Below are 25,232 nucleotides of genomic sequence, written 5' to 3'. Positions count from 1 at the left end.
ACGGCCATGCTGACCCTGGAAAGCCCGACCCCCTTCGCCGTCGGCGGATACGCCAGGCTCTACCGCGCCTACGACTCCGAGCTGCGCCGGACCGTCGCCCTCAAGGTGGACGGCGGTTCGAGCGGTTCGGACGAGCGCGGACTCATGCACGAGTACCGAGCCCTGCAGACCGTTTCCGGCAGCGCGTACTTTCCCGAGGTCTATTCCTGCAAGCGCATATTCTCCGAGAAGTATCCGCAGCTCAACGGTAACCTCTGCATGGCTATGGAGCTGCTTGAGGGCCATTCCCTCAAGAGCGTCATCGAATCCACCCGCCATCTGGGCGAGCGCAAGACCCTGGAATACGCCAAGCACGCCACCCTCGCGCTGTCGGTGCTCCACGGATGCGGGCTGGCCCATCGCGACCTGCATCCCGGAAACATCATGCTCACGCCAACAGGTTTGAAGATAATCGATCTGGGTATCAGCTGTACCACGGGCGGTCCGTACAACCCGGGGCTGCTCCGCAACGGCTACAGCCCCAACGCCGCGCTGAGCCTGGAGCAGGCCGACCTGTACATGCTGGCACTGGGGCTGGTAGCCGCGCGATACGGACGCCGTCTGAGCCCCAACTTGCTTCCCGACACCCGACTGGGCCGTTGGCTTGCATGCTGCATAGACCCCGACCCCCGCAAGCGCTTCATTCGTGCAAACCAGGCGTTTCAGGTGTTGATTGGAGCACATGTCGCCTAGCCGTCGAGCCAGGTTTCACGTGCGCCGTCTGATACAATTTCAGAAAACGAAAGGGAGGCGCACGATGTCCGTTAAAAGCATGAACCCTGAAATCGAAATATGTTACTCAGGCCTGCAGGCCTTCTGCGAAACTCTGGGCAAGATCTCTACCGGCTACGGACGCTTCGCCGGCCTTTCGGGCATGTCGAGCAGCGGCGACTATGAGGAATACAACCCGTACCACGACTATAAGCTGTCAGCAAAACTGCTGGCCACAGCCATATTCAACAACACTGACCGTTTCGAATCCAAATCGCGACTTTCCAACATCTGGAAGGCTGCCGACAAGCCCAAAGCCTTTGAGGAATGCTGGCTGGGCGCCGGCGGGGTGGGGAAGTCCGCGACCGCCCTGCGCAATGCGTCTGTCATGCTGCGCGACCCACATGCGACTGTGGCGCGCCTCGCAGGCATCGCAGTAGAGAGCCTGGACGCGGACCAGGACGATCTGGCCTGTCGCTTCATGTACCTGAAGGATTCGCTCGAGGGGATCTACAACCTGAAGGAAACGTTGGAAGACGAAATCCTGCCTGCCATGCGGCTGGGCTTCCGCGCCGAGCGGTACCGAGAATTCGAAATCGACGCCTTTGCCAACGGCATCGAGGCGTTGCTGCGCGACATGGACGCAAACAATATGGTAGAGATACCGTCGCCCGTGCGTGGCGGAAAGCCTTCTTTGGGAAGCGTATTCGACGTGCTTATCGAGCGGATGGTTTCAGCTGTCATCTACGGCCCGTCGTCTAAAGCCGCGCTGCCGCCGAACTACCAGGTCACCGATGCAAATGTTATCGGCTCTTCGGAAAGCGACGTCCTGCCTGCCGACGCCAAGAGCATTGCCTTGATCCAGATGTTCGACGGGGCCCCTGGGTTGCACGGCGTCATGGGAACCTTCTCCGATGCCGATGTGGTATTCATCGGGCGAAACGGAAAGGCCGACGACTACAAGGCGAAGGTCAAGAAGCTCAAATTCAGCCACCTGACCGAGAATCGACGTACCAAGGTGCTCCAGCTTTCTGATGCGAACGGCGGAGCTTCCGGTATCCACGCCATGGTGCTGTGCGACGGCGGCCGTTGGTACGTCTACGATTTGGATTCCAGCAACGGTACGTTCATCAGGGGCGACGACGCATATGTACAGGCGTCGCCAGTCGAGCGCCTGGAACCCGGCGACGAGATTGTTTGCGGCTATCTGGGCGCCGAATTCGGACCGTATTCTGAAAGCGCCCTGCTACGTTTCGCATATTGCCTGGATGCTGAGACTGTCATCCGCGAGCAGGACAAGCGCCACGTAAGCGCTTTGATCGACGCGGCGAAATAGAGGACTGACATGCGTCCGACCCAAACACCGCAGCCGAAATCACCCACCAGTGAACCTGATATCGTGTTCTTCGTCGATAGAATGTCGGGCGACGAGTTTTCCCTGCTCGACGGCCGGCTTGGATTCGTTCTCGATGCCGAGCTGGGCAAGGGCGGCCAGGCGCAGGTGCTGTCCGTCAGTCTGGACGGGCGCAGGTACGCTCTCAAGATGTACGCCAATAAGGACGATGCCGAAACCGAGTGGCAGGCGCTCCGCCTGCACGAGAACGACCTGACGGTTCCACGTCCCTACGCCTATGGTCTGGCCCTTCATAAGGCTGTTGACCTGGACCTCCACTCTGCGGTGGTCATGGAGCTCATCGAGGGAACCAATCTGGGTGCGCTTCTGAGCGATCCAGATGCATGCTCTGCACTGACCTGCGAGCAGGCGCTAGCCTACATCAAACCGATCGTCAGGTTCGGCTCGAACGCCTGCAACTCCCGTACGCAAATACCGCATCGCGACATCAAGCCCGACAACATCGTCATCAACGCCGACGGGCAGGCGCGTCTGCTGGACTTCGGGCTGTGCAAGGATGAGCGCGTCAACTCCGAGTCGGTGGGCACTTTCGGTTTTGCGGCCCCGGAGCAGATGTTCGCCGATGTCGATACGCAGATGCCCTCAAGCGGCCTGAAAGCAGATACCTACAGCATGTGCGCCACGCTCTACGCCATGCTCGCTAATGGCATATGCCCAGGTTATGCTGACGATTACTCACCGCTTGGCAGCCTGTACCACGACGAGGATTTCGTTTCACGCCTATATGGCAAGGTACGTCAGGAACTTCTCGAATCTTTCGGCGAGGTTGCATCGGATTCCGATTTGCAGGCCGCAGTGTCCGATTCTCTCGTATCCATGGACGCACGCATCTCGCGTGCTGTGGATGCCGGGCTTGCCGTAGACCCCAAAGTACGGGTGTTGCCTGATGCGCTCGAATCGATGCTGCCGCTCAACAAGGATGATTATGAGTACAGGCTCTTCACAGACGCATTGTTGAGCTACGTCCGCAGCGACACTGATGCCGAAACTGTTGCTTACCCACAGTTCGACACCGAGGAAGACCACGAGTTCATCGATGCGCTGGATTATTTTAACTGCGGCATGTATGACAAGGCTGTGCCCATATTCATGCAGCAGGAGGCAAAGCGCAACACGTCGGCAATGTATTACCTGGGGCTTTGCATTCGTGACGGGTTGGGCGGCCTGCCTCGCGACCCGCAAAGGGTTGCCGTGTTGTTCAGCCAAGCGGCTAAACAGGGCAATATCCTGGCTCAGAACGCATTCGGCGTCATGCTGTACGAGGGTGACGGCGTTGACCGCAACCAGGCCAAAGGCATTGAATGGATCCGGGAATCCGCCCGCGACGACGAGGCCTCGGGCCGCATCGGCTTCGGCATCGCCAAAGCCTGGCTCCGCGACCATGGTTTGGACTAGGCTCGAACGACTCATTACCAAATCTAAATCATGCTTGAGGTAGGATAAGCGCCTTTTTTGCATCCGAGGCGCCTTTGGAAGGTCGTTTTGGGTTGAACTGTTGTGCTTTGGGCCCTTCAAGGGTCAATAATCAACTCCAAAATGCTTTCAGAGGGTCAGTAGATGCAAAAAAGGCGCTTATCCTTCCTCATCGACCTCAGCAATTTGGTAGCCGCCTGGATTTGCCATGCCTGCCTTCGAGAACAGAGTGTTGTAAACTCTCTGTCGCGCTTGGATTACATCCAGCGAGGGCAGGTTTCGCTTAACTTTTATCATTCTTCCAAACGTCTTCATCTGATGGTCGAACTTGTTGAACGTATTGATATCCTCAAACGCAAGATGCATGATGTCGATTCCTCGCGCTTCCAGCACATGGGTTTTTGCGCGATCCCTGCCTCTGGCCTGCTCAGATCGATGTTGGCTACCATCGTATTCAAGTGCACCCCGATGGAGCTTTTGATGGCTGTCCCTATGCACAAACAAGAGGTCGATATAGAAAGAATGTCTGCCATCCAAAGGAGTCTCCGCAGATGAAAGCTGAATTTCATGATTACACCTAGGCAACCCGTATTCATATCCACCTTGCCTGGAGGACATTGCCATGCAAGTCGCAAGCTTCGATTCCATTGGCGACCAGCTTCCGCTAGCGATTCTACTTACCGCCTGCATGGCTGTTCTAGAACCTTTTACGCCCTTATGGTTTTCTATAAAATGTTGCAACTTTAAGGGTGTAGTGAGCGGATCGGGCCTGTCTGCAAACGGATTCTCGTACGGACCCAAAGAGTAGCAGCCGCAAAGCTCATAGCCCAGCTCGACCAGTTGGCATAGTGGCAGGTATCTAGCAGATAGTAGGAAATGGAATTCCACAGATGGAATGTACACATTGCGTTCCAGTTCGATGATCATCCCGGCAGTAATCGCTTCTGAGTACAGCCGATAGCTCACCTTGCTGGTATTGCGGGTTGCCTTCGGGTCTGTTACGAGCACCGTCGGAACCTCAGGTGGCCAAAGAATGTCATATTTGCGCAGGTCTACACTTAGGACATCCAGGATGTTGGAATGGGCGTTGCTCGACGCGACGGCTTGCCTAGCATCGCGGGCAAAAAGGGGCTGACCGAGTCCGCCGTAGCGATGAGCTCGGTAGTAATCCATAGCGGTCTGTCCAATAAAGATACACATGGTGCCAGCGTACACGTCAAACCTTGCCGAATCGTATGTAAAACTTGCTTCCAAACAGGGCCAAAACCTTACCTTGTTTCGAACTGAATCTGATGTACGCCTAACAGCCCAAGTCAGAACCTTGAAATTTTCGTCGTGCAGAATGGCGGCGCATTGCGCAATTCGTGAATTGCGCGTAGCGGATGATGGTTCCGCAAGAGAAGCCCCTCGGGGCGTTCACGAAAGGATCCATCATGCTTGACGAGTCGCGCATCCGCAAACAGGTTTCCAAGCTGACCTACGCCGAAGCGTCGGCACTCTCAAGGACGAAGTTCACCCTGTTTACAAACTTGTCCTGCGGATACAAGGGGCTGTGCACCGTAATCGCGGCCACTGTCGCGACGGCACCTAACGCCAGCGCGGCGACGCCGTCGTTTGTCGCGGTCAAGTTCAACACCGTGACGGGCGACCTTCTGCAAGAGCTTCAGGTAGTGAACAACGTCCAATTCAAATCCGAGAACGTGTCGAGCTACGGCGTTGCGCTGGCGTTGCGGTTCGTTGCGAAGCCTGAAGAGTTCGAGGGGCACAACAACACCTTGTCGCACACGTTGCCTCATATGGTCGAGATGCTCATCTCAAACAGGGCACACGGCATCCCCCTGCTTAAACCGGTACGCATCAGCATCCCCGACAGCAAATCGCCGTTCGGGAACAGCACGCTGTCCGTCACCGTTCCCGAAGAGGGGCAATCGTTCCAGTCCATGGACTGGGTACGGGACGTGCGCCATCTGCCGTCGCCATCCGCCGCTTGGGCGCTTGAGCACATGGATGGAAATCCGGGGCATGTCATGCAATTCTACTTCGACGCTAACCGCAGCGGTAGAATCTGGTGCGACGCCCGCGTGCTTTCAGGCGGAAGGAAACGCGGACTGCTCGATGCCGTTTCTGCAGGTCCGGATCGCGACCATGAAGAACAGGCCTATGCGCTTCTTAACCATCACGACTTCGAGCACTGCGACGGCGAGGAGTTCTTCCTGAAGCAATGCACGGAGCTCGATCAACTCATGGAATTCGTGACCGAAGGCGTGAAGGACTTTTCCAGGCTCGGGGAAGTGTTCGTGACCGATCTGTTCAAACGCATCAGCCAGCCAACGCCTATGCAACTGCAGGTGGGCGTTTCGGTCGAATCCGGCCTGCTCAATGTGCGTATCACGGGCGACGAGGTGCCTGACGAGGACATCAACCGCATCCTGCACGCCTACCGCTTGAAGAAGAAGTTCCATCGCCTGTCCAACGGCCGCATCGTGAGGCTAGACGATGAATCGTTGCAACAGGTCTACGAAATAGCCGATGACCTGGGCCTTGATGACAATGACCTGATGGATGGCCAAGCCAAGCTCCCCGGATACAAGGCTCTGCTTCTGCCGAAACCCGGCGAACACGACCGGGGATATGCTACCCAGGTCGACGACAGCGTAGGCGAATACCTCGCGCGCATAACGGATGTTCAGGAGGCGGAATACCAGGTGCCGATCGCGTTTACCGGCACGCTGCGCCCATATCAGCAGGAAGGTTTCGCCTGGCTCAACTCACGAATGGAGAACGGGTTCGGTGGCGCGATTCTGGCCGACCAGATGGGCCTCGGCAAGACCGCCCAGACCATCGTCGTCATGGTGTATCGCCGAAACACGAAGAACCGCAGCCGTCCCTGCATGGTGGTGTGCCCGAGCTCGTTGGTGCAGAACTGGTTGGCAGAGTTCGAACGCTTCGCGCCAGACATGGACGTGGTGGCGGCCGTGGGCCCCCGCGCTAAACGCGCCCTCGACATCGCTCACGCTGTCGAGCACGACGTGCTTGTGACCAGCTACGATGCACTGTGGCGTGATATCGAGCTCTACGATAGGTCCGAATTCGACATCATCGCGCTTGATGAAGCGAACCGTATCAAGAACCCGGCAACCAAGTCCGCCCGCGCATGCAAACGTCTAAAAGGGGAGGGGCGCATCGCCATCACCGGCACGCCCGTTGAGAACCGGTTAAGCGAGCTCTACTCCATCATGGATTTCTGCATCCCAGGCATGCTGGCCCGCAACTACGAGCAGTTCCGCAGCCGCTACGAGACGCCGATCGTCCGCGGGAACGAAGAAGCGACCTCCAAGCTGAAAGCCCTGGTGGAGCCATTCATCCTGCGCCGTTTGACCCGCGAGGTGCTAACGGATTTGCCCGAGCTGGTCGAATCGGTGCACTACGCGCCCATGACTGTCGAGCAGAGCCGCCTGTACCACGCGCGCGAGCAGCGCCTGCAGAGCAAACTGGCCGAACGCGACATGGAGGACATCCAGCTGCTTGCAGAAATCACGCGCCTACGCCAGGTATGCTGCGACCCCGGATTGGTGTACGAAGATTACGACGGCGGGTCAGGCAAACTGGATGCCATCGTCAACCTTGTCGAACAGGCCCGCGAAGTGGGCAGCAAGACCGTCATATTCTCCCAATGGGTGTCGTTTCTGGAATCTATCTCGAAACGCCTCAACCGGAACGGCATCGCACACGACTGGATCATCGGCGACACGCCGGCTTCGGACCGCGTGGGCATCGTGGACGCTTTCAACAAGGATGAGACGCCGGTGCTGCTGGTATCCATGCGCGCAGGCGGCGTGGGATTGAACATGACCGGAGCCTCGACGGCGATCATCGCTGACCCGTTCTGGCATGAAGCCGCGCAGACCCAAGCCTATTCGCGCCTCTGGCGCCTGGGTCAGGACAGCAGCGTGTTCGTCTACCAGATCATTGCGGAAAACACCATCGAGGACCGCATCCTGGGCTTGCAGCACAAGAAGCACGACCTGGGCGAAAGCGTCATTTCGGCAGGCGCAGCAAGCATGCCGAACCATGAAGAGCTGATTGAGCTCGTAAGCGGGAGGTAATCGACAGCCGCAGGGCCACGTGTCCTGCGGCGGAAAGGAAGGATTATGTCGTTGTTCAACAAGACCGAAGACGTCAGGCCCACGATTGTCGCACCGGATCACCTGATGCAGGAAAACGAACCTGACCAGGCTGGACCTAAGCCGGGAACACCCGAGAGGGAACCTGATGAGAAAGATCGGGCGGACCTGGAACACGCGTCCGTAAAAGCCGGTACGCCAACCCGGAACGGGCGCGAATACCTGCCGGATCCGTTCGACGATGACGATGTGGAAACCGTCGTAGCCCGCAACGTGCCTCCGGAAGTGATGCATCTGTTCGAAGATTCCATCGAGCTGACATGGACGATGACTGATTGGAACAGGTTCTCCACCTCGGGCACGCATCTGGGAGCGATCGCCGTCGGCGAAGGACCGGATTGCATGATCAACACCCGGCTGACCATGTCCTACAGCGGCTGGGACAATGCGCTCGAATTCTATGTGAACACGCACTTCACGGTGCCCTGCGGGTTCGCCCGAGAAAACGCGGAAAAATTCCTTCGCCACACCAACCAGATGAAGATCCTCGGGGAATACAAGCTTATCGACGACACGGTGTATTTCGTGAGCTCGCGTCCCGTCTACCTGGAGGAATTCACCTCGGATAACCTGGGACACTTCGACGACTTCTGCAAAGCGCTCATCGTCGAAGCCTCGACCACCGTCGCCACAATCGCAGCGGTCGCCTGCGGGTGCGACCCGTGGGACGACCGCCTCTACTAGCTGAAAGGAACCGCCATGATCGTCGACAAAGCTGTTATTGAAGCCAGCGAAGATTTCGCCTGGGACATGCCCGACACCGAATGGATTCCTACGGGGCGCTCTTCTGCCATCCTGTACGTCCGCCGCGACTACGGATGCCTTGCGGTAAGCCTGCACTTGCAAAAGCACACCGTAGACGTGCTGGTCAGCCCTGCATTCATGCTTCCCGACATCGGCTTTATCCACGACTCTATCCGCCATTTCCTGTTCCAGCCAAACGACTTCGTTCCCGAGTGCGAAGGTGATTTCGCCGACATTATGCCCGTCATGCGCACTGGAGAGTTGACTTGGACGAAGACGGTCTTCAGGAACCGCGATATTATCCGAAACACCATTCAGGAAGGCATAGACCTTTTCGACAACGCCATGCCGCACATCATGGAGTTCGTGCGCCAGCAATGCCGTGGCGGCATGACGCAGTTGAGCCCGTGCGTGTTCGACGACACGAGCTGCATCGACATCTTCTAGAGTGCGGCTACCGGTAATCCTCGGGGTTCTTAGCTGCTGTGCCGGTGGTATTGGAACGCATCTTCAAATCGCGGCCGAACACCAGGGCGCCTTCACCGAACCGGTTCTTGACCAGGTCGGTCGCCGACGCGAGGTGCTCGCCTTGCTCCTTGGACATGACATGGCGCGAAGGTGGCTCCGGAGGCGCATCGTCGTACTCGGATGCGTCGAACAAGGAATCCTGCACCAGGTCATCGGCGTCGAAACCGGTGACCGCGACCCCGATAAGACGAACTTTCATGCCAGGCTTCCATAGGTGCCCGATCATGGCGTCGAGCAGCGGGATAAGCTCATGCTCATTGTCTGAGGGCTCTTCCAGCTGCTGCTGCACGCTTCGGGTGGATCGGTCCGAAAAGCGGATTTTCAGAGCCAACGTTGTGCCCTTCAGCCCCTTGGCACGCAGGCGCCGGCAGGTCTTGGCCGCCATCGAACCCGCCACTGCTGAAATGTCGTCGAAGGTGACAAGGTCGTCAGCCATGGTGGTTTCGCTGGACACGGATTTCACGGTGTCGTCCTGTGCAACCGCGGTTGCGTCAAGCCCCAGGCATCGGTTGCGCATCATGTCCGCATTCTTGCCGTAGATTGAATGCAGCAGCGATTCAGGGGCTTTTGCCATCTGCCCCAAGGTCTCCACGCCGTGGGCCTTCAGCAACTCTTCGGCCCGCGATCCCACGCCAGACATGGCGCGAACGGGAAGAGGGGAGAGGAAGTCGAGCTCACGACCGGGGAATACCACCGTAAGCCCCCGCGGCTTGTCCATGTCTGAGGCGATTTTGGCAATGGTCTTGCTGGTCCCGACGCCGATTGAGCACGTGATGCCGAGCTTCGCCACCCGAGACTGGATGCGTTGCGCGATGCTTACCGGGCTTTCACGGTTTACGCGCGTCGGCGACACGTCCACAAAAGCCTCGTCGATACTGACTTGCTGCACGTGAGGGCTCTCGTCGTGGATGATCGCCATAACCTTACGGGACATTTCACGATAACGGTCGAAATGTCCGGGCGTCCAGATGGCATGAGGGCACAGGCTGCGCGCCTGCGATGCGGGCATGGCGCTGTGCACACCGTACACGCGGGCCTCGTAACTGGCCGTGGACACCACGCCGTGCTTGTCCGCATTGCCTCCGACGATGACCGGTTTGCCACGCCATGCAGGATGGTCCAACTGTTCGACCGATGCGAAAAAGGCGTCCAGGTCAACCAGAAGGATGGCAGGGCCGTTCCATTCACCTTCAAAACCGAATACGGATATTTGTTCGTGTGTATCCAATTATAATCTTTCGTACGAAAATATGTTCGCATTTATCATAGCAGCTATCAGTTATAAATGAAAGATGCTGCTATACTCGAACTATCGTTAGAGCAAGCGAGAGAGGAGAGCCGCATGAGCGCACCTGTGAAGGAAACCATCAGCTTTGAGGACCTTGATAAGATCGATATCCGCGTGGGGTTGATCGAAAAGGTCGAGAACGTTGCGAAGTCCGACAAGTTGGTCAAGCTGACCGTAGACTTCGGCGACTTCAAACGGCAGATTCTAAGCGGCATGCGTGAAGAACGCGAGAACCCGCAAGAAATCGAAGGCTGCCAAGCGCTGTTCGTCGTGAACCTGGCCAAAAAGAAGATGGCAGGCGAATATTCCGAGGGGCTGCTGTACGACATCGGATACGAGGACGGCATCATGCCGGTCCTAGCCATGCCCGAAAAGCCCGTACCGAACGGCGTGCGTTGCTGCTAGGCTTATGTTCGTGTTTTTGTACTGAATACGAACATTTGTCCACTAGTTAAATACGGTCGTATATTTGTTCGTATTTGCATTTTGAAGCTAGCATACAGCATCGAACAAATCCTGCCAGCTCTTTGTGTTAAAGAAAACAAGAATCAGGGCTTGCACGCTTTCAGACATTTAGAATCGAACGCCTGCCGGACGACCAAGGCAACTTGCTATAGGCCGTTCGGCAGTTTCGGTCGCTTCTAATTTTGCTGAGTCGAGATTCATGGCGACTTGAAAGCTGTTTTCCAGATGCATGCATCCAAATATTGGCCAACGTCTGCGGTTCGGTTCCGACAAATGCATCCGAACCCTTTGAATCTTGCAATCTCGACGGCTAGCGATAATTCCGAAGGTAAAAACCTCATTTTCCACGAGTACTTAGTCGTCTGAAACTAAAACGGGGCCTTATAACGGCTCTCAGAGCGTCGCTATATAAAAGCGCAGGTCAGAGGCTTATAGGCAGCTTAGGATACTATAATGGAAGCCTGAAAACGATTGCCGGAGCATCAATTGATGACTAAGCTACTCGAAAACCAAAGACGAATCATTTGGAGGTCGGTTTCCAGCGAACCGACCAGAAGAGCGGCTTAAACGAAATAAAACGCAAGCGGCAAGCGACGAGCAATCCTAACGAACGTAACTCCATAGCGGTGTAAACCGGCGGCTTCAGATCCGGTTGTAACTGGCCGGGAACAGAAGTTGACAAAAGACTTCGGGATACATCAATCGGCTGCTCCCCCTATATTTTACACATGAAGCTGATAATATATCTTATGTAAAGTTGCATTGTTCTCATCCGAAGGCAGACAGAGGCGGAATATCCCCTACAAAAGCCACAAGATCGAAACTGGTCGATCAAAAGAGGCTCGGTTGCATTAAACCGCATGGAACACCATGCGGCCCACGGCTCGGCCGATGAGGATGCCGACGAAACAGATGCCGATGTTAGCGACGAAGTTGATGACGGCGTACCCGAAGGCACCGCGCTCGAACAGATTGATGGTTTCGAGCCCGAACGTGGAAAGCGTTGTGAATCCGCCCGTCATCCCGGTGATGGCGAAAATCCTCCAGGTGCCCAGGTTCTTTCCCATAGGCCCATCGAACACGACCGACATGAACCCTATAGCAAAGCATCCCACCGCGTTCACCACGAATGTCGACCATGGAAAATTGCTTGTGATGCCTGCAATACCGAACCAATAGCTGACCAAATATCGCAACGTAGCACCGATGCCGCCGCCGATAGCGACCGCCAGCACATTCAATCCCATACGTACACTTCCCTTCTTGCCACGGTTCATCCGCAGCAGTATGCAATTGTGCCACGCATATGTGAAGTGGTCATGTTGATGCATGTCTGTGGTACAATCTAAAAACCGAAACGTTCGATTCTAGGAGCATGCAGATGTCAAATCGTGATTTGATGGATAGCGAACAGGCGTACGACGCATTCACACCAAAGCTGATGTGGCAGGAAGTAGCTCCGCATACCTGGCCCGCATCCATCCTCCCTGTCTTAGCGGCAGTGTGTCTTGCCTGTTCAGGCCCTAATTATGTGGCATGTGGCGTTGGCGTTTGCTATTCCGGCACGGTTCCCGTTTCCCTTAGCATGACACTGGTGCTGTTAGCGATCAGCGTGCTCATGCAATCCTGTGTGAACGTTCTGAACGATTACTTCGACTATGTCAAAGGGGTCGATACGGTCGAGAACTCATCCGACGACGTGACCGATGCGGTGCTTGTGTATAACAACCTGAATCTGAAAAGCGTGCTGGCCTTCGCTGTAGGCTTGCTGGTCACGGCGTTTCTGCTGGGCATCTATGTCATCTACCACGCAGGGTTCATCCCGCTGGGCATCGCCCTTATCGGAGCCGCCATCGTGTTTCTGTACTCCGGCGGAAAAACGCCCATCTCCTATCTTCCTATCGGCGAGCTCGTCAGCGGCTTTGTCATGGGCGCCCTTATCTGTCTGGCCAGCTACTATTCCTTAACGAAAAGCTTCGATTGGATGGTGTTGCTGTACGCTTTGCCGCTCATCATCGGCATCGGCCTCATCATGATGACCAACAACACCTGCGACATCGACAAGGACATCGAAGCCGGCCGCAAGACGCTGCCTGTGCTTTTAGGGCACGACCGCGCGCTTAAGATGTACCACGCACTCATCGTCATCTGGATCGCCGCAATCTGCCTTCTATCCGTGTTGCGCGCGGCCTTGTACAACGGTTTTGAGGTTCCGGGCGATCTGGCCGCATCCCTCATCCTGGTACCGTTTATGCTGCTTACTGCATACCCGCAGCTGCGGGCACTGTGGCGCAATCCCATGGTTCCCGCATCCCGCGACGGCGCCATGCCGCAGATTCTCAGCGTGAACATCACTTTGAACGTGTACTACGCCCTAATGCTGGCGCTCCCCTGCGCCGTCAACTTCGTCCTCTAAAGGAAGGTGGAGAGCATGGAACGTATCATCTGCGTGTGCATCGAATGGCTGAACGACCAACAGAAGCGTCAGATCCAAGAAGTCGCGTCCAAGCTCGGATTCGACGCCCGATTCTACGTGAACGACCAGGTAGAAGGTGCGAAATCCCGCATAGCCGAGGCGGAGATCCTCTTCGCGCACTCGCCCGAGGCGCTGCAGGCCGCAACGGATCGCCTGAAATGGTATTGCTGCTCGTTTGCGGGTGTTGATCCCTACTGCGCGCACCCCGAGTGGTTCCCTACGCAGGAATGCCTGCTCAGCTGCTCCTCTGGAGCCTATGACGAAACCATCGGCGAACACTTGGTCATGACCACCCTCATGCTGCTGCGCCGCATGCCCGAATACGCTCGGATCACCGCTGAACGCCGTTGGGAAAACCAGCTTCCTATCAGGTCGATTCGTGAAGTCCAGATAGGCGTTCTGGGAGCCGGCAACATCGGTTCGGAATACGCCCGCAAGGTCTTGAGCCTGGGCGCCAGGCCCGTCATCGGCATCAGCCGAACAGGTGCGCCCCGCGAACCCTTCGACCAGGTCTTCCCTATCGCCCAGCTGGACGAAGTGCTCCCCCGCCTAGACGTCCTGGTCATGGCGCTGCCGGGCACCCCGGAAACGCAGGGCGTCCTGACGAAGGACCGCATCGCGCTGCTTCCCGAAGGCGCGCTTGTGATCAACGTGGGCCGCGGAACGGCCGTAGACCAGCCGGCGCTCATCGAGGCCCTCGAAAGTGGGCATCTGGCAGGCGCTGCGCTGGACGTGATGTCGCCTGAGCCCCTGCCGGCAGACCATCCGCTGTGGGACGCTAAGAACATCCTGATCACGCCCCATGTTTCAGGCAACATGACCATGGCATGGACCCGTGACGAGTGCGTGCGCCTGTTCTGCGAGGACCTGAAGAACTACGCTTCTGGCAGGCCGCTCGCCCGCCTGGTCGACCGCACATTGGGGTATTAGAGCGAACCTCTAGCGCCACTGGATTTGGACAAGATCGTCGAAGCAGGTTGAGAGCCGGCCGATCGTGAACGTCTCCAGAAGCTGTTCCGGCGTGGCGGGATCGCAGTTGGGCGCAAGCCCTGTAATGCCCGCGATATGCCCAACGATAGCTTCCGGACTCTTGAAACGCTCGAGCAAGCAGTCGATTGACGCGTCATGGTCACGCTTGGACAGGCGACGGTTCCTTTCTGCTACAAGGAGCGGCACATGGGCATACTGGGCCTCAGAAAGCCCCAGAATCCGCTGCAGGTAGATCTGCTGGGGCGTCGAGCACAGCAGGTCCATCCCACGAACCACGGAGTTCACGCCTTGGGCGGCGTCGTCGACCACAACGGCCAGCTGATAGGCGAAGGCGCCGTCCGACCTGCGGATGAGGAAGTCTCCGCAGTCGTGCGCCAGGTTCTGTTCGTAATGCCCTTGGACCAGATCGTCCAATGCGTACACCTCGTCGGGCACGATGAGGCGCTGGGCAGGTTTTCGGGAAAGCTCCCGTTGCGCACGCTGTGCGGCCGTCAGGTTTCGGCAGGTGCCGGCATAGATCAGCTTCTCTCCCCTGTGCGGAGCCGATGCGGCATGCAAATCGGCCCTGGTGCAGTAGCATGGGTAGACCAGGCCTTTCTCAACAAGCGTGTCGAAGGCCTGCTGGTACGCCTCGTCGCGCCCGCTCTGGAAATACGGCCCTTCGTCCCAGGTCAGCCCTAGGAATTCAAAATCGCGCTGCACCGCATCGATGTATTCATGCTTGGAGCGTTCCCTGTCCAGATCCTCGATGCGCAGCACGATGGATCCGCCTTGCGATTTCGCGACCAGCCAGGCGCACAGGGCAGCGTAGATGTTGCCGGCGTGCATGCGACCCGTAGGCGACGGAGCGAAACGCCCCTTCACAGGGGCGTTTTCTAAAGCGGTATGCGTTTCGACGGGCACGGTGCTATGCCTTTACATGCTCTTCGGCGAAGGCGCGACCAGCAGCGAAGGCCGCCAAGTTGATGTCCTTGAACTTCGGGGGCACGCGTTTTGCGATGACCTCGTTCCAGGTGTCGACCTCATACGGTAGGAAGTACGAAAGCACGCCCAGCAGCACCACGTTGACAGCCTTGGTGCTTCCCGCCTTGAAGGCAAGCTCTTCAGCATCCACCAGCAGGGCGCCGGCGTCGTTGAGCTGCTCGTGGACGCGTGCGGGCATCTTGGCCTTGCCGATTGCCACAGGAAGCGATTTGATGGTCTCATCAGCCACGATGAGCGTGCCGCCTTCGCGCAGGAAGGAGATGTTGCGCAAAGCCTCGATGGTTTCGAAGGAGATCAGGTAGTCCACGGCTCCCGTGTCGGCCACCATGGATTTGACCTCGTCGCCGATGCGGACCACAGTGGTCACGGATCCGCCTCGTTGAGCCATGCCGTGGATTTCGGACACCTTGACCTGCTGTCCGGATGCTGCGGTGGCACGAGCGAGCAGGTCGGCTGCAAGCAGGGCGCCCTGGCCGCCGACACCGCAGATGAGAATGGTTTTCGTATCGGCCATGGTTACTTCCCTTCATGCACGATGGCGTCGAACGGGCACAGCTGGCTGCACTGCGAGCAGCCGCAGCACAGCGATGGGTCGATGCTGGCCAGGCGCGACTCTGAGTCACGGGAAATGGCCGGGCAGCCCAGCGTGGTGCAGATGCCGCAGCCGCGGCAGTTGGCGTTGATCCAGTACTTCTCACGCTGCTTGCGCTCCAGAAGGACGCAGGGCGATTTGAAGATGATGACCGTCAGGTGGTCGTTCTTGGTGGCGTCGCCCAGCTCGCGCTTGACGGCTTCCAAGTCCTGCGGGTCAACGACGCGTACATCGTCCACGCCCATGGAACGCACGAATGCGGGCAGGTCCAGTTCGCGGCTGGGGCGGCCCTGCAGCGTAACGCCGTTGACGGGATTGCCCTGGCGGCCGGTCATGGCGGTCGTGCGGTTGTCCAGAATGCACACCGTGCCCGTGCCGCAGTTGTATACGGTGTTCAGCAGCGACGATGCGCCGGAATGGGCGAAGGTGGAGTCGCCGATGACCGCGACTACGGGGTTATGGGCCTTGTCCTGAAGCGCCAGTTCGACGCCATGCGCCATGGACACGGAAGCGCCCATGTCAAGCACGCTGTCGATGCCCTCAAGCGGAGCCAAGGCGCCCAGCGTATAGCATCCGATGTCGCCGGTCACGATGGCGTGGATGCGATGCAGTTCGCGAAACACCGGGCGATGCGGGCAACCAGGGCACAGCGCAGGCGGCCGGGGCGGCAGGTCTTCCGGGGACTCGATGTGGCTCGGGATATCCTTGCCGAAGGCGTAGCTGATCAGGCCAGGTGTCAACTCTCCTTCAGGCTTGAGCGGACGCACGGTTTCGGACAGCGTGACGCCCAGGGCCTTCACCTGATTGGACAGGTACTCGGAGCCCTCCTCGATCACGTAAACGTCCTTCACGGATGCCGCGAAATCGCGGATCTTCTTCTCGGGCAGCGGCCAGCTTACCCCGATCTTGAGCACGTTGGCTTCAGGCAGCGCCTCGATCACATGTTGGTAGGTGGAGCCGGCGCAGATGACGCCGATCTCGTTGTCGGCGCCTTCGACAACCTTGTTGTATTCGCATTCCTCGACAAAAGCCTTCATGTCTGCAACGCGCTGTTCCAGCACGACGCGGCGCACCTTGGCGTACAGCGGCATCATGACGTACTTGGAGGCGTCCTTCTTATAGGGCTTGGGCTCGAAGGGAACCTTCTCCCCCACTTCTACCAGGCACCTTGTGTGGGACACGCGCACGTTGGATCGGATCATGACCGGCGTGTCGAAGCGCTCGGACAGCTCGTAGGCGTCGCGGGTGAACTTCAGGGCCTCGGAGGAATCCGCAGGGTCGAGCATGGGGATATGGGCCGCCATGGCGTAGTAGCGGGAATCCTGCTCGTTCTGGGACGAATGCATGCCCGGGTCGTCGGCCGCCAGAATGACGAAGCCGCCGCCGATGCCCGTGTAAGCCGCCGTGAACAGCGGGTCTGCCGCCACGTTCACGCCAACGTGCTTCATGGTCGACAGCACGCGACGCCCGGCCATGGATGCACCCATGCCCACTTCGACGGCCACTTTCTCATTAGTGCACCATTCGGCGTATACGTCCTCGTACTTGCCGAAGTTCTCCATCGTTTCGGTGGAGGGGGTGCCGGGGTACGCCACGCCGATGGTGGCGCCGGCTTCCCACGCACCACGCGCTATGGCCTCGTTGCCCGATAGCAGTTCCATATAAGTCCCCCTTGTGTAGGATGCTTGTTAATGACCCGGATTGGTCTGATAGAGCAGGATGAAGGCGCCGACCTCGATTAGGTCGCCGTCGCGCAGCACGGCCTCGTGCACGTTCTCATGGTTGATCCACAGGCCGTTGAACGAACCCTGGTCGATAATTGCGTAGCCCGAACCGCGACGCTCGAACACGGCATGGTTGCGGGACACGGTCATATCGTTCAGGAAGATGTCGCAATGCGGGTTGCGGCCCATGGTGATGGTGTCTGCGGACAGATGGAAGATGCTGCCCACCTGGGCACCCTTGACGATGCGCAGCGTAGCCTCGTTGAGCAGGCCGGCATTGGCCGTGACGTCGTTGGGCTGCATGGCGATGGGAGTGAAGGCCTGGGTGCGTCCCAGCAGCTTGAACCCGCAGATGGGGCAAGCGGTCGCACCAGGGTCCAGAACGGTGTTGCAAACAGGGCATTTCTCAGTCATGTCGTTCCTCTCTACAAAACGCCGAGCGTTGTCGCTAGGCGGGAATGGCCTTGTTATAGCATGCGGACGGAGCAGGGGTTTCAGCACCTTCCATCATGCGCCTGAATCGATCGAAGTTATTGTACTGTGATTCCGTGAAGGTTGGTGCGGCAACATCCTCTGCGGCAATCAATTGCACCACCTTGAGCGTCTGGCCGTTGCGATGGAACTCCAAACGGCCCACGATGTCGCCCTTTTCCACATCGCCCATGATGCGCACGTAGGACACGACCTGCTCGATGTCGCCTTCCGGCAAGAACAGATCGAACACTTCGCCCTCGTCGTCGACGGTGGCCTTCACGGTGCGGTTTGGCCAGTCAAGCAGCGTGACGTCCGCTACGTACGGACGTGGATCCTCTTCGGAGATTACGAAGTCGGAATTGATGAAGTCGGTATGGACCGTGCTGCCGAACGCCCAGTCCATAAGGGTGATCGTATCGCCGAAGCGCTCGTCGCTCGTGGCGTTTCCCAGAACCACGGTGTAGAAGGTCTCGTCGCCCCGGGTGACGCAGCCCGAGAAGCAGAAGTCCGCCAGCACGCTGGAGCCCGTCTTCACGCCCCTCATGCCTTCGTATTCCTCCAACAGATCGTCGGTGGCATCAAGCCAGTTGTCCCGCGCCTTGTTATCCTTGCCAGTAACGGTAACCGTGGTATCGCCCATCTGCACAATCTCGGCGAAGGTGTCGTAGGACATGGCGTAGCGCGCCATGGTGACCACGTCTCGGGCCGAAGAATGCATGTCAGAGCCCCACTTGTCGGCGTCCAGGCCGTGAGGGTTCGTGAAGTGCGTGTTCGTGCAGCCGAGTTCTTCGGCCTTCGCGTTCATGGCGCTTACGAACACCGCCTGCGGGTCGGATGCCGACGGGTCCATGATGGTCCCCACGGTTTCCGCGATTGCGATGCCGGCGTCGTTTCCCGATGGGATGAGCAGGCACATGAGCGCGGTCCTGAGATCCATGGTATCGCCCTCTTTAAGGTTTGCGGAAGACTCGCCCACCGTGGCCGATGCCTTGCTGACGGTGACTTCGGTATTCAGGTCTGCATTCTCAAGGGCCACGATAGCCGTCATGATCTTGGTGATGGAAGCAATCTGATGCTGCTGGTCAGCGTTGCGCTCGTAATACACCGTTCCGTCGTCCCCCACCACGATGGCGCATTCCGAGGAGATGTCCGGGCAGTACTTTGCAGAAACCCCCCTGGCCTCAACGGTCTGGCCCATGATGATGTCATCATCTTCGACCGACGCGTAGGCAGGCGAAGACGATGCGAACAGGCATGCGAAAATCGCAGCAGCGCATGCCGCAGCTAACACAACGGCTGCCCGCACAGAGGGTGCGAGCAGCGCGAAGGATTCAGAGTTGGAGTATGTCGCGTTCGTGCGATCAGTCATCGAGCGTGTACACGTCCTTTGCCTCGTAGACTTCGAACCCCGCCTCGACGAGCTTGTCCTCGACGGAATCGTCGTCGATTTTCAGCACGTCCATGGCGCTTCCTTGGCTATGTGATACACAATACCCGTATTCGATGTTGAAATCGTTGGCATCCAAGAATTCCAGAAGTTTCGCCAATCCGCCGGGCTCGTCCGGCACCTTGACGGCTACGACGGAGTTCACGCGGGCCCGGTATCCAGCCGCATTCAGCACGTCGGCTGCCTTGCGGGGGGTATCGCAGAAGATGCGGACCACTCCGAATTCGGACGTATCCGCGATGAACAGCGCATGCAGGTTGATGTTGTTCTTCGCAAGGCGGCGGGTCAGATGGGCCAGCCGACCCTTGTCGTTTACCAGGAAAACGGAAAGCTGCTCGATCATTATGCCAACCCCTCTCGTTTGTCGATGATTCGTTTGGCCTTGCCTTCGCTGCGTGCGATGGTGTTCGGCTCCACGATGCGTACGTTCACCTTAATCTGCAGGTTGCTCTTGAACTCGGCCATCAGGTCGTTGCGGAGCTTCTCGAGTTTGCGGATCTCATCGAACGGGAAATCGTCCACAGTCTCGATCTGGACCTCGCAGTTGTCCAAGCCGTCTTTGGTGGTGAGCACGATCTGGTAGTGCGTAGCCACGTCGGGGAACTGCGTGATAACCTGCTCGATCTGGGACGGGAACACGTTCACGCCGCGGATGATGAGCATGTCGTCGGTGCGGCCCTTCAGACGGTCGAGTTTATGATGGGTGCGTCCGCAGGTGCAGGGCTCGGGAATGAGCCGCGTCAGGTCGCGGGTGCGGTAGCGAATCATGGGGCAGCATTCGCGGGTGAGCGTTGTGATGACGAGCTCGCCCCATTCGCCCACCGGCAGCGGCTCCATGGTTTCGGGGTCGACGATTTCAACCAAGAAGTGGTCCTCGGCGATATGCATGCCGTGGCCGTGGCCGCATTCCATGGCAACACCTGGACCCATGACCTCGGACAAGCCGTACACGTCGCAGTATTTCACGCCGAGCTTCTCCTGGATTTCCTCGCGCATGCCGGGCGACACAGGCTCGGCACCCAGGATTGCACCGGACACCTTCAAATCGGTACGCGGGTCGAGTCCTTCGGCTATCGCTTCGTCAGCGATGCGCAGCGCGTAGGAAGGCGTGCAGGCCAGAATGTCGACTTCGAAATCCTTCATGAGCTGGACCTGGCGCTTGGTGTTGCCGGTGGATGCAGGTACGATGGCGCAGCCCATGGCCTCGCCGCCCAGATGGGCGCCCAGTCCGCCGGAGAACAGACCGTAACCGTAGGAAATCTGGATGGTGGACTCTTCGCTGCCGCCCACCATGGCGATGCCACGGGCGAAACAGTCGCCCCAGTTCTTCAGGTCCTGCTCGGTGCTGCCAATGACGGTAGCCATGCCGGTGGTGCCGGAAGATGCGTGGATGCGCTTGAGGTCCTTTTTATCAGCTGCGAACATGCCGAACGGATAGTTGTCACGGATGTCCTGCTTTACCGTGAAGGGGAATTTGGCAAGATCGGTCAGTGACTTGACAGCATAGGGGTCGGCTCCTGCGGCGTCGAAACGCTCCTTGTAGAACGGAATCTTCTCATAGGCATGCACGAGGGATTGCTTGAGCCGTTCCAACTGCAGCTTCTCAAGCTCCTCACGAGGCATGCACTCGATGTCTTCCTGATAGTACATGTCAGGGTTCCTTCCTCGGTTAATCTGCGATTGCACAAAGTATGCCGATATCATAACGCGTATTTTCGCACATACCATGCAACGTGCAGATACAATCAGATGTGCGTCACATTACCTTGAACTTTTTGCAGACCCGCAAAGAAAAGAGCCGCCGAAACCGGCGGCTCAGTCATGCAATCGGCAGACGTATGCGCTTAGGCTTCTGCGCCGACGTCGTTGGCAGGCTCATCGACCGCTCCCTTGAGGGCGTCGCGCAACGTGTAGGTGCGCTCGTCGATGCGAACACCGTTTTCGTCATAATGACGGCAACGGGCAGCCCAGCCTTTGCGGATATAGATGATGGTCACGATAAGCGAGAGAATCAGACCCGCATAGACGAACCAAATGCCCCAAGAGCAGGCGACGCCGTTGAATCCAGGCAGCCAGGAGAAGTCCGTCACGTGGAGCCACGTACCCTGAGGCATGTTGAGCAACAGTCCCGCGAAGCCGATATAGAGCAATGTTGTTGCGACTTTACCTGGCAGTATGACGGCGATACGTTCGTTGTAGTGGTACATGAGGTGCGCAGCGGAAGCAACCAGATAGATATCGCGGGCAATCACGACGAGGATGACCCATAAGGGAAGCCTTCCTACGACAAGCAGGCAGACGACACCCGTGATGAGCAGCGCCCTGTCAACAAGCGGATCAAGAAACTGCCCGAGCTTGGAAACGTTGCCGGTGGAGCGGGCCAGATAGCCATCGATGAAGTCGCTGGATGCGGCGATGGCGAACACAAGGCAAGCCAACCCGTTGTGGCCGTCGAGCAAGAGCACGGCGAAAACGGGCACCAGACATAGCCGGGCGAACGATATAAGGTTCGGTATCGTGAATATCTTCGTTGTTACTTCTGATTTAGCTGCTGCCGACATACATTACTTTCTATTGAAAAGCCGTGGGGGGCCAAAACATCACTTGCGTTAAACCATTCTAGCAAGTTTTCCGTTTGCCACACCCACGGCTTTAGAATATTACCGTATTGAAAGAATATACATTCCTATTACAAACCGGCGTCCCTCTTTGCTTTCGCCAACCAGGCCGAGCGGAACTTCTCCGCTTTCTCCGGATCGAGGAGCTTCAGCTTCTCCTCAAGGTCGCGCGGCACGCGCAGCTCCTTCGGTTCGGCTGGCAGCTCCGGCACCGCAACCTTCTGAACAGGCGCTGCAGCCGGCTTGTCCGCAGCAGGTTCCGGCTTGGAGGCAGGCTCTGCACCGGCTCCCCCACCCATCTTCTTTGCGATCCAAGCTGCGCGGAACTTCTCCACCTTCTCAGGGGACATGTTGGCCAGCTTAGCGGCCACATGCTCGGGGAACACCACTTCGACCTCGTCCGATGCGGCAGCAGGCGCCGCGGCGGCCTGTTCCTTTTTGGCTTTGGCGATGCAGGCTGCACGGAACTTGGCTGCCTTCTCAGGCGGCATTGCAGCAATCTTCGCCTCCATCTCGGGCGACAGCTGAACGCTTTCGTCAGCAGATGCAGCAGGAGCAGTGGCCGGTGCAGCCTTGGCGGCCTCAGCCTTGCGCGCTTCGGCGGCCAGCCGCTTCTCACGATCCTTCTCGGATTCGGGAATCTCCACGACAGTTGCCGCATGTTCCTTGGAAGCGTCCGATTTTTCCATATGCATGCTCAAGCATTGCTTCGGACATGCGATGGCGCATTCGTTGCATCTGATGCAGCGGAACGGGTCGATAGTCCAAGTGCGTTCAGGCTTGCTGACGACGATGGCGTTCGCCGGGCATTTCTTCATGCAGATGCCGCACAGGATGCAGTCCTGCGGGGCATGGTTTTCAATGTGACCGCGGGTGTTCGCATGGCGCTTAGGCTCAACGACAGGATACAGAACAGTTTCCGGCGTTCCGAACAACGACCGCATGGTCATCTTGCCGAGTTTGAAACTTCCCACAAGAACCTACCTTTCCGTGCAGCTGATGCAGGGGTCGATGGTCAGAAGAATGTTCGGCACGTCGGCCAGCTCGGCACCTTCACAGGCGGCCACGAGGCCGGCGAGGTTCTGGCTGGTGGGCGTGCGCATGCGCATGCGTTCCAGGTTCTTGGAGCCGTTGCCGCGGGCGTAGTAGTAGCATTCGCCGCGGGGCTGCTCGAGCACGTTTGCGGCCTGAGCACCGTCGGGAGGCGTCAGCTTGCTGCGTTCGCCGATGCCGTCGTGCGGAATCTTAGCGATTAGCTCCTGGATGATATCGATGGACTGGATAACTTCCTTGCAGCGCACGCGAACGCGGGCGTAGCAGTCGCCTTCGTCGTCCAGAATGGGCTGGAAGTTCTCAAGCTCGCCGTAGGCACCGTTGCCCAGCATGCGGCAGTCGAATTTCACGTTGGATGCGCGGGCGAAGGGGCCGACCATGCACAGGTCTTCGGCCTGAGTCTGGGTCAGACGACCCACGTTGACAAGACGGCTGCGCACCGAAGTGTCGTTAAGGAACGTGGCCATGAGCTCGGCATATTCGCTCCTCATGCCGTCCAGCGTGGCGGAAATCTGCTTGAGCTCCTCATCGTCGATGTCGCGGATCACACCGCCGATCTGCACGGCGGACAGGATGACGCGGCCGCCCGTGGTGGCTTCGAAGATGTCCAGCACACGTTCGCGGATTCGCCAGGAGTGCATAAACAAAGCCTCGAACCCGAAGGCATCGGCGGCAAGGCCCAGCCACAACAGATGCGAATGGATACGGGACAGCTCGTGCAGGATGACACGCAGATACTCGGCGCGGCGCGGCACCTCGACCCCCATCAGCTTCTCTACGGTTTCGGCGTAACCGAGGCTGTGGCCGAAGCTGCAGATGCCGCAGATGCGTTCTGCAACGTAGATGAACTGGTGGATGTCTTTCTTCTCAACGAGCTTCTCGAGTCCGCGATGGATGAATCCGATCTGCGGGATGACTTCGATAACTTTCTCGTCCTGAACAACCAGGTCGAGATGCAGAGGCTCGGGCAGCACGGGGTGCTGGGGGCCGAACGGGATGACAGTCGCTTTACCCACGGCTACTCACCTCCCTTCTGAGCCGCGTCGCGTGCAGCCTTGGCTTCCATGGCGGCACGGAACTTCGCTGCCTTCTCAGGCGGCATGGCGGCGATCTTCGCTTCCAATTCAACGTCTTTTGCAGGCTGTGCCTTGGCTGGCGCCGGTGCGGGCTTCGCCTCAGGCTTGGCCTCGGCAGCGGGCTGCTTGGGCTTTTCGGCCGGCGCAGCTTCTTTGGCCGCCTTCGCTGCGGCAGCGGCGCGGCGCTTGTCACGGGCGGCCTTCTGTTCGGGCGTAATGACCGTCATAGGCGTGTCCATGGCGACGTCGTAGAATTTGCCCGCAAAATCGATGGCAATGTCGGTGATCTTGACGCCGTACAGGTCGTGGGCCTCGTTCTCGAAGGGGAACGCGGCCAGATACTTGCCCGTGATGGACGGGATGGTCTGTGTCTCTCGGTCGTAATCCTTGATGGTGTAGTTCTCAAGGACGCCTTCCCTGCTCATGAACGAATACACGACATCGATGCCGGGATCGACGAAATGGCAGAGCACCTGCACGAAACGGTAGCCGTCCGCCTTCTTCTGGGCGGCCACATCGAGCAGCTCGTCGATCGCGATGGTTTCGAATGTGGTCTGCAATGCCACGGCTACTCCCCCTTCTTGTTCTTCAAGGCCGCCGCCTTCTCCTCGAGGATGCCGATCGCTTCGACGACACCATCGATAATGGATTCAGGGCGCACAGCGCAGCCGGGTACGTACACATCCACGGGGATGGCGTTGTCCACGCCGCCCAGGACGTTATAGCAGTCGTGGAAGATGCCGCCGGAGCAGGCGCATGAACCGCAGGCCACGACGACCTTGGGTTCGACCATCTGCTCGTAGAGCTCCTTCACGACGTCGATGTTGCGTTCGTTGACAGATCCCGTGATGACGAAAATGTCAGCGTGCTTGGGGTTGCCCGTATTGATCACGCCGAAACGCTCGGCGTCGTAGACGGGCGACAGGGCCGCCAGCACCTCGATGTCGCAGCCGTTGCAGCTGCTGGCGTCGTAGTGCAAGACCCAGGGTGATTTAGAAATGCTGCTCATGCC

General features: G+C 58.2%; 24 protein-coding genes. 9 read left to right on the top strand and 15 right to left on the bottom strand.

What is annotated here, in order from left to right; genetic code table 11:
• Window positions 1–6 precede the first annotated feature (6 nt).
• The 3 genes from SHEL_RS06665 to SHEL_RS06655 all read left to right on the top strand — a co-directional run bounded on the left by SHEL_RS06665 (window position 7) and on the right by SHEL_RS06655 (window position 3,559).
• Entirely contained in the window at window positions 7–732 is a 726-nt protein-coding gene (locus tag SHEL_RS06665; RefSeq protein ID WP_012798484.1) for a serine/threonine protein kinase, read from the top strand.
• A 64-nt stretch (window positions 733–796) separates the two neighbouring features.
• Complete coding sequence (locus SHEL_RS06660; protein ID WP_012798483.1) at window positions 797–2,086, top strand: FHA domain-containing protein; 1,290 nt, start codon at window positions 797–799, stop codon at window positions 2,084–2,086.
• A 9-nt stretch (window positions 2,087–2,095) separates the two neighbouring features.
• A complete protein-coding gene (locus SHEL_RS06655; protein WP_012798482.1) occupies window positions 2,096–3,559 on the top strand; it encodes a Sel1-like repeat-containing protein kinase family protein in 1,464 nt (487 codons plus the stop codon).
• A 177-nt stretch (window positions 3,560–3,736) separates the two neighbouring features.
• Here the strand turns inward: SHEL_RS06655 and SHEL_RS14335 are convergent, their stop codons facing one another.
• Window positions 3,737–4,750 (bottom strand): DUF2726 domain-containing protein, encoded by a 1,014-nt coding sequence (locus SHEL_RS14335; RefSeq protein WP_169304511.1) that lies wholly within the window; start codon window positions 4,748–4,750, stop codon window positions 3,737–3,739.
• A gap of 260 nt (window positions 4,751–5,010) precedes the next feature.
• Between SHEL_RS14335 and SHEL_RS06645 the strand changes: the two genes are divergently transcribed.
• Genes SHEL_RS06645 through SHEL_RS06635 form a run of 3 tightly spaced genes read left to right on the top strand, consistent with a single transcriptional unit; the run spans window position 5,011 to window position 8,952 of the window.
• Window positions 5,011–7,683 (top strand): DEAD/DEAH box helicase, encoded by a 2,673-nt coding sequence (locus tag SHEL_RS06645; protein WP_169304510.1) that lies wholly within the window; start codon window positions 5,011–5,013, stop codon window positions 7,681–7,683.
• A 45-nt stretch (window positions 7,684–7,728) separates the two neighbouring features.
• Window positions 7,729–8,445 carry a hypothetical protein gene (locus SHEL_RS06640; protein WP_012798479.1) on the top strand — a complete coding sequence of 239 codons (717 nt, stop codon included), beginning with the start codon at window positions 7,729–7,731 and terminating at the stop codon, window positions 8,443–8,445.
• Between the two features lie 15 nt (window positions 8,446–8,460).
• On the top strand, window positions 8,461–8,952 hold the full coding sequence (locus tag SHEL_RS06635; RefSeq protein ID WP_012798478.1) for a hypothetical protein: 492 nt from the start codon (window positions 8,461–8,463) through the stop codon (window positions 8,950–8,952).
• Window positions 8,953–8,959: 7 nt separating this feature from the next.
• Here the strand turns inward: SHEL_RS06635 and dinB are convergent, their stop codons facing one another.
• A complete protein-coding gene (gene dinB / locus SHEL_RS06630; RefSeq protein ID WP_012798477.1) occupies window positions 8,960–10,261 on the bottom strand; it encodes a DNA polymerase IV in 1,302 nt (433 codons plus the stop codon).
• Window positions 10,262–10,375: 114 nt separating this feature from the next.
• Here dinB and SHEL_RS06625 point away from each other — a divergent pair, with 114 nt between their 5' ends.
• A complete protein-coding gene (locus tag SHEL_RS06625; RefSeq protein ID WP_012798476.1) occupies window positions 10,376–10,726 on the top strand; it encodes a tRNA-binding protein in 351 nt (116 codons plus the stop codon).
• 911 nt (window positions 10,727–11,637) lie between these two features.
• On the opposite strand, the gene crcB is transcribed toward SHEL_RS06625, so the two are convergent.
• Window positions 11,638–12,033: a fluoride efflux transporter CrcB gene (gene crcB / locus SHEL_RS06620; RefSeq protein WP_012798475.1), complete on the bottom strand. Its 396-nt coding sequence runs from the start codon at window positions 12,031–12,033 to the stop codon at window positions 11,638–11,640.
• A gap of 134 nt (window positions 12,034–12,167) precedes the next feature.
• On the opposite strand from crcB, the gene SHEL_RS06615 reads away from it, so the two are divergent.
• Together SHEL_RS06615 and SHEL_RS06610 are read left to right on the top strand one after the other, a co-directional pair.
• Window positions 12,168–13,202 carry a prenyltransferase gene (locus SHEL_RS06615; RefSeq protein WP_012798474.1) on the top strand — a complete coding sequence of 345 codons (1,035 nt, stop codon included), beginning with the start codon at window positions 12,168–12,170 and terminating at the stop codon, window positions 13,200–13,202.
• A gap of 15 nt (window positions 13,203–13,217) precedes the next feature.
• Window positions 13,218–14,192, top strand: coding sequence for a D-2-hydroxyacid dehydrogenase (locus tag SHEL_RS06610; protein ID WP_012798473.1), 975 nt, complete (start codon window positions 13,218–13,220; stop codon window positions 14,190–14,192).
• Window positions 14,193–14,201: 9 nt separating this feature from the next.
• Here the strand turns inward: SHEL_RS06610 and gluQRS are convergent, their stop codons facing one another.
• The 12 genes from gluQRS to SHEL_RS06550 all read right to left on the bottom strand — a co-directional run bounded on the left by gluQRS (window position 14,202) and on the right by SHEL_RS06550 (window position 25,229).
• Window positions 14,202–15,155, bottom strand: a complete 954-nt coding sequence (gluQRS, locus tag SHEL_RS06605; protein WP_012798472.1) for a tRNA glutamyl-Q(34) synthetase GluQRS — start codon at window positions 15,153–15,155, stop codon at window positions 14,202–14,204.
• Between the two features lie 4 nt (window positions 15,156–15,159).
• A complete protein-coding gene (locus SHEL_RS06600; RefSeq protein WP_012798471.1) occupies window positions 15,160–15,750 on the bottom strand; it encodes an indolepyruvate oxidoreductase subunit beta in 591 nt (196 codons plus the stop codon).
• A 2-nt stretch (window positions 15,751–15,752) separates the two neighbouring features.
• Window positions 15,753–17,489 carry a thiamine pyrophosphate-dependent enzyme gene (locus SHEL_RS06595; protein ID WP_012798470.1) on the bottom strand — a complete coding sequence of 579 codons (1,737 nt, stop codon included), beginning with the start codon at window positions 17,487–17,489 and terminating at the stop codon, window positions 15,753–15,755.
• A 27-nt stretch (window positions 17,490–17,516) separates the two neighbouring features.
• Entirely contained in the window at window positions 17,517–17,966 is a 450-nt protein-coding gene (locus SHEL_RS06590; RefSeq protein ID WP_012798469.1) for an FHA domain-containing protein, read from the bottom strand.
• A gap of 34 nt (window positions 17,967–18,000) precedes the next feature.
• Window positions 18,001–19,395 carry a D-alanyl-D-alanine carboxypeptidase family protein gene (locus tag SHEL_RS06585; RefSeq protein ID WP_012798468.1) on the bottom strand — a complete coding sequence of 465 codons (1,395 nt, stop codon included), beginning with the start codon at window positions 19,393–19,395 and terminating at the stop codon, window positions 18,001–18,003.
• On the bottom strand, window positions 19,388–19,816 hold the full coding sequence (locus SHEL_RS06580; RefSeq protein ID WP_012798467.1) for an amino acid-binding protein: 429 nt from the start codon (window positions 19,814–19,816) through the stop codon (window positions 19,388–19,390). Before SHEL_RS06580 ends, SHEL_RS06585 begins: the two co-directional genes overlap by 8 nt.
• Window positions 19,816–21,123 (bottom strand): phenylacetate--CoA ligase family protein, encoded by a 1,308-nt coding sequence (locus tag SHEL_RS06575; RefSeq protein ID WP_012798466.1) that lies wholly within the window; start codon window positions 21,121–21,123, stop codon window positions 19,816–19,818. The genes SHEL_RS06580 and SHEL_RS06575 overlap by 1 nt, the downstream gene beginning before the upstream one ends.
• 194 nt (window positions 21,124–21,317) lie before the next feature.
• Window positions 21,318–22,034 (bottom strand): CDP-alcohol phosphatidyltransferase family protein, encoded by a 717-nt coding sequence (locus SHEL_RS06570; protein ID WP_012798465.1) that lies wholly within the window; start codon window positions 22,032–22,034, stop codon window positions 21,318–21,320.
• A 128-nt stretch (window positions 22,035–22,162) separates the two neighbouring features.
• The gene (locus SHEL_RS14860; RefSeq protein ID WP_012798464.1) at window positions 22,163–23,065 is read right to left on the bottom strand and encodes a 4Fe-4S binding protein; all 903 of its coding nucleotides are present in this window, start codon (window positions 23,063–23,065) and stop codon (window positions 22,163–22,165) included.
• A gap of 6 nt (window positions 23,066–23,071) precedes the next feature.
• Complete coding sequence (locus SHEL_RS06560) at window positions 23,072–24,160, bottom strand: hydrogenase large subunit (RefSeq protein WP_012798463.1); 1,089 nt, start codon at window positions 24,158–24,160, stop codon at window positions 23,072–23,074.
• Between the two features lie 2 nt (window positions 24,161–24,162).
• Window positions 24,163–24,786, bottom strand: a complete 624-nt coding sequence (locus tag SHEL_RS06555; protein ID WP_012798462.1) for an NADH-quinone oxidoreductase subunit C — start codon at window positions 24,784–24,786, stop codon at window positions 24,163–24,165.
• Window positions 24,787–24,788: 2 nt separating this feature from the next.
• The gene (locus SHEL_RS06550) at window positions 24,789–25,229 is read right to left on the bottom strand and encodes an NADH-quinone oxidoreductase subunit B family protein (RefSeq protein WP_012798461.1); all 441 of its coding nucleotides are present in this window, start codon (window positions 25,227–25,229) and stop codon (window positions 24,789–24,791) included.
• Window positions 25,230–25,232: the final 3 nt, after the last annotated feature.

Source organism: Slackia heliotrinireducens DSM 20476 (assembly GCF_000023885.1).
GTDB lineage: Bacteria > Actinomycetota > Coriobacteriia > Coriobacteriales > Eggerthellaceae > Slackia > Slackia heliotrinireducens.
This window is presented reverse-complemented; position numbering and strand designations above follow the sequence as displayed.

Excerpts from the sequence above, each read along its gene's own strand:
- SHEL_RS06570 (WP_012798465.1), bottom strand. The coding sequence starts at position 22,034 with ATGTCGGCAGCAGCTAAATCAGAAGTAACAACGAAGATATTCACGATA.
- SHEL_RS06595 (WP_012798470.1), bottom strand. The coding sequence starts at position 17,489 with ATGGAACTGCTATCGGGCAACGAGGCCATAGCGCGTGGTGCGTGGGAA.
- SHEL_RS06550 (WP_012798461.1), bottom strand. The coding sequence starts at position 25,229 with ATGAGCAGCATTTCTAAATCACCCTGGGTCTTGCACTACGACGCCAGC.
- SHEL_RS06575 (WP_012798466.1), bottom strand. The coding sequence starts at position 21,123 with ATGTACTATCAGGAAGACATCGAGTGCATGCCTCGTGAGGAGCTTGAG.
- SHEL_RS06665 (WP_012798484.1), top strand. The coding sequence starts at position 7 with ATGCTGACCCTGGAAAGCCCGACCCCCTTCGCCGTCGGCGGATACGCC.
- SHEL_RS06610 (WP_012798473.1), top strand. The coding sequence starts at position 13,218 with ATGGAACGTATCATCTGCGTGTGCATCGAATGGCTGAACGACCAACAG.
- SHEL_RS06655 (WP_012798482.1), top strand. The coding sequence starts at position 2,096 with ATGCGTCCGACCCAAACACCGCAGCCGAAATCACCCACCAGTGAACCT.
- crcB (WP_012798475.1), bottom strand. The coding sequence starts at position 12,033 with ATGGGATTGAATGTGCTGGCGGTCGCTATCGGCGGCGGCATCGGTGCT.
- SHEL_RS14335 (WP_169304511.1), bottom strand. The coding sequence starts at position 4,750 with ATGGATTACTACCGAGCTCATCGCTACGGCGGACTCGGTCAGCCCCTT.
- SHEL_RS06580 (WP_012798467.1), bottom strand. The coding sequence starts at position 19,816 with ATGATCGAGCAGCTTTCCGTTTTCCTGGTAAACGACAAGGGTCGGCTG.
- SHEL_RS06600 (WP_012798471.1), bottom strand. The coding sequence starts at position 15,750 with ATGGCCGATACGAAAACCATTCTCATCTGCGGTGTCGGCGGCCAGGGC.
- SHEL_RS06585 (WP_012798468.1), bottom strand. The coding sequence starts at position 19,395 with ATGACTGATCGCACGAACGCGACATACTCCAACTCTGAATCCTTCGCG.
- SHEL_RS06660 (WP_012798483.1), top strand. The coding sequence starts at position 797 with ATGTCCGTTAAAAGCATGAACCCTGAAATCGAAATATGTTACTCAGGC.
- SHEL_RS06590 (WP_012798469.1), bottom strand. The coding sequence starts at position 17,966 with ATGACTGAGAAATGCCCTGTTTGCAACACCGTTCTGGACCCTGGTGCG.
- SHEL_RS06645 (WP_169304510.1), top strand. The coding sequence starts at position 5,011 with ATGCTTGACGAGTCGCGCATCCGCAAACAGGTTTCCAAGCTGACCTAC.
- SHEL_RS06635 (WP_012798478.1), top strand. The coding sequence starts at position 8,461 with ATGATCGTCGACAAAGCTGTTATTGAAGCCAGCGAAGATTTCGCCTGG.
- SHEL_RS06625 (WP_012798476.1), top strand. The coding sequence starts at position 10,376 with ATGAGCGCACCTGTGAAGGAAACCATCAGCTTTGAGGACCTTGATAAG.
- SHEL_RS06640 (WP_012798479.1), top strand. The coding sequence starts at position 7,729 with ATGTCGTTGTTCAACAAGACCGAAGACGTCAGGCCCACGATTGTCGCA.
- SHEL_RS06615 (WP_012798474.1), top strand. The coding sequence starts at position 12,168 with ATGTCAAATCGTGATTTGATGGATAGCGAACAGGCGTACGACGCATTC.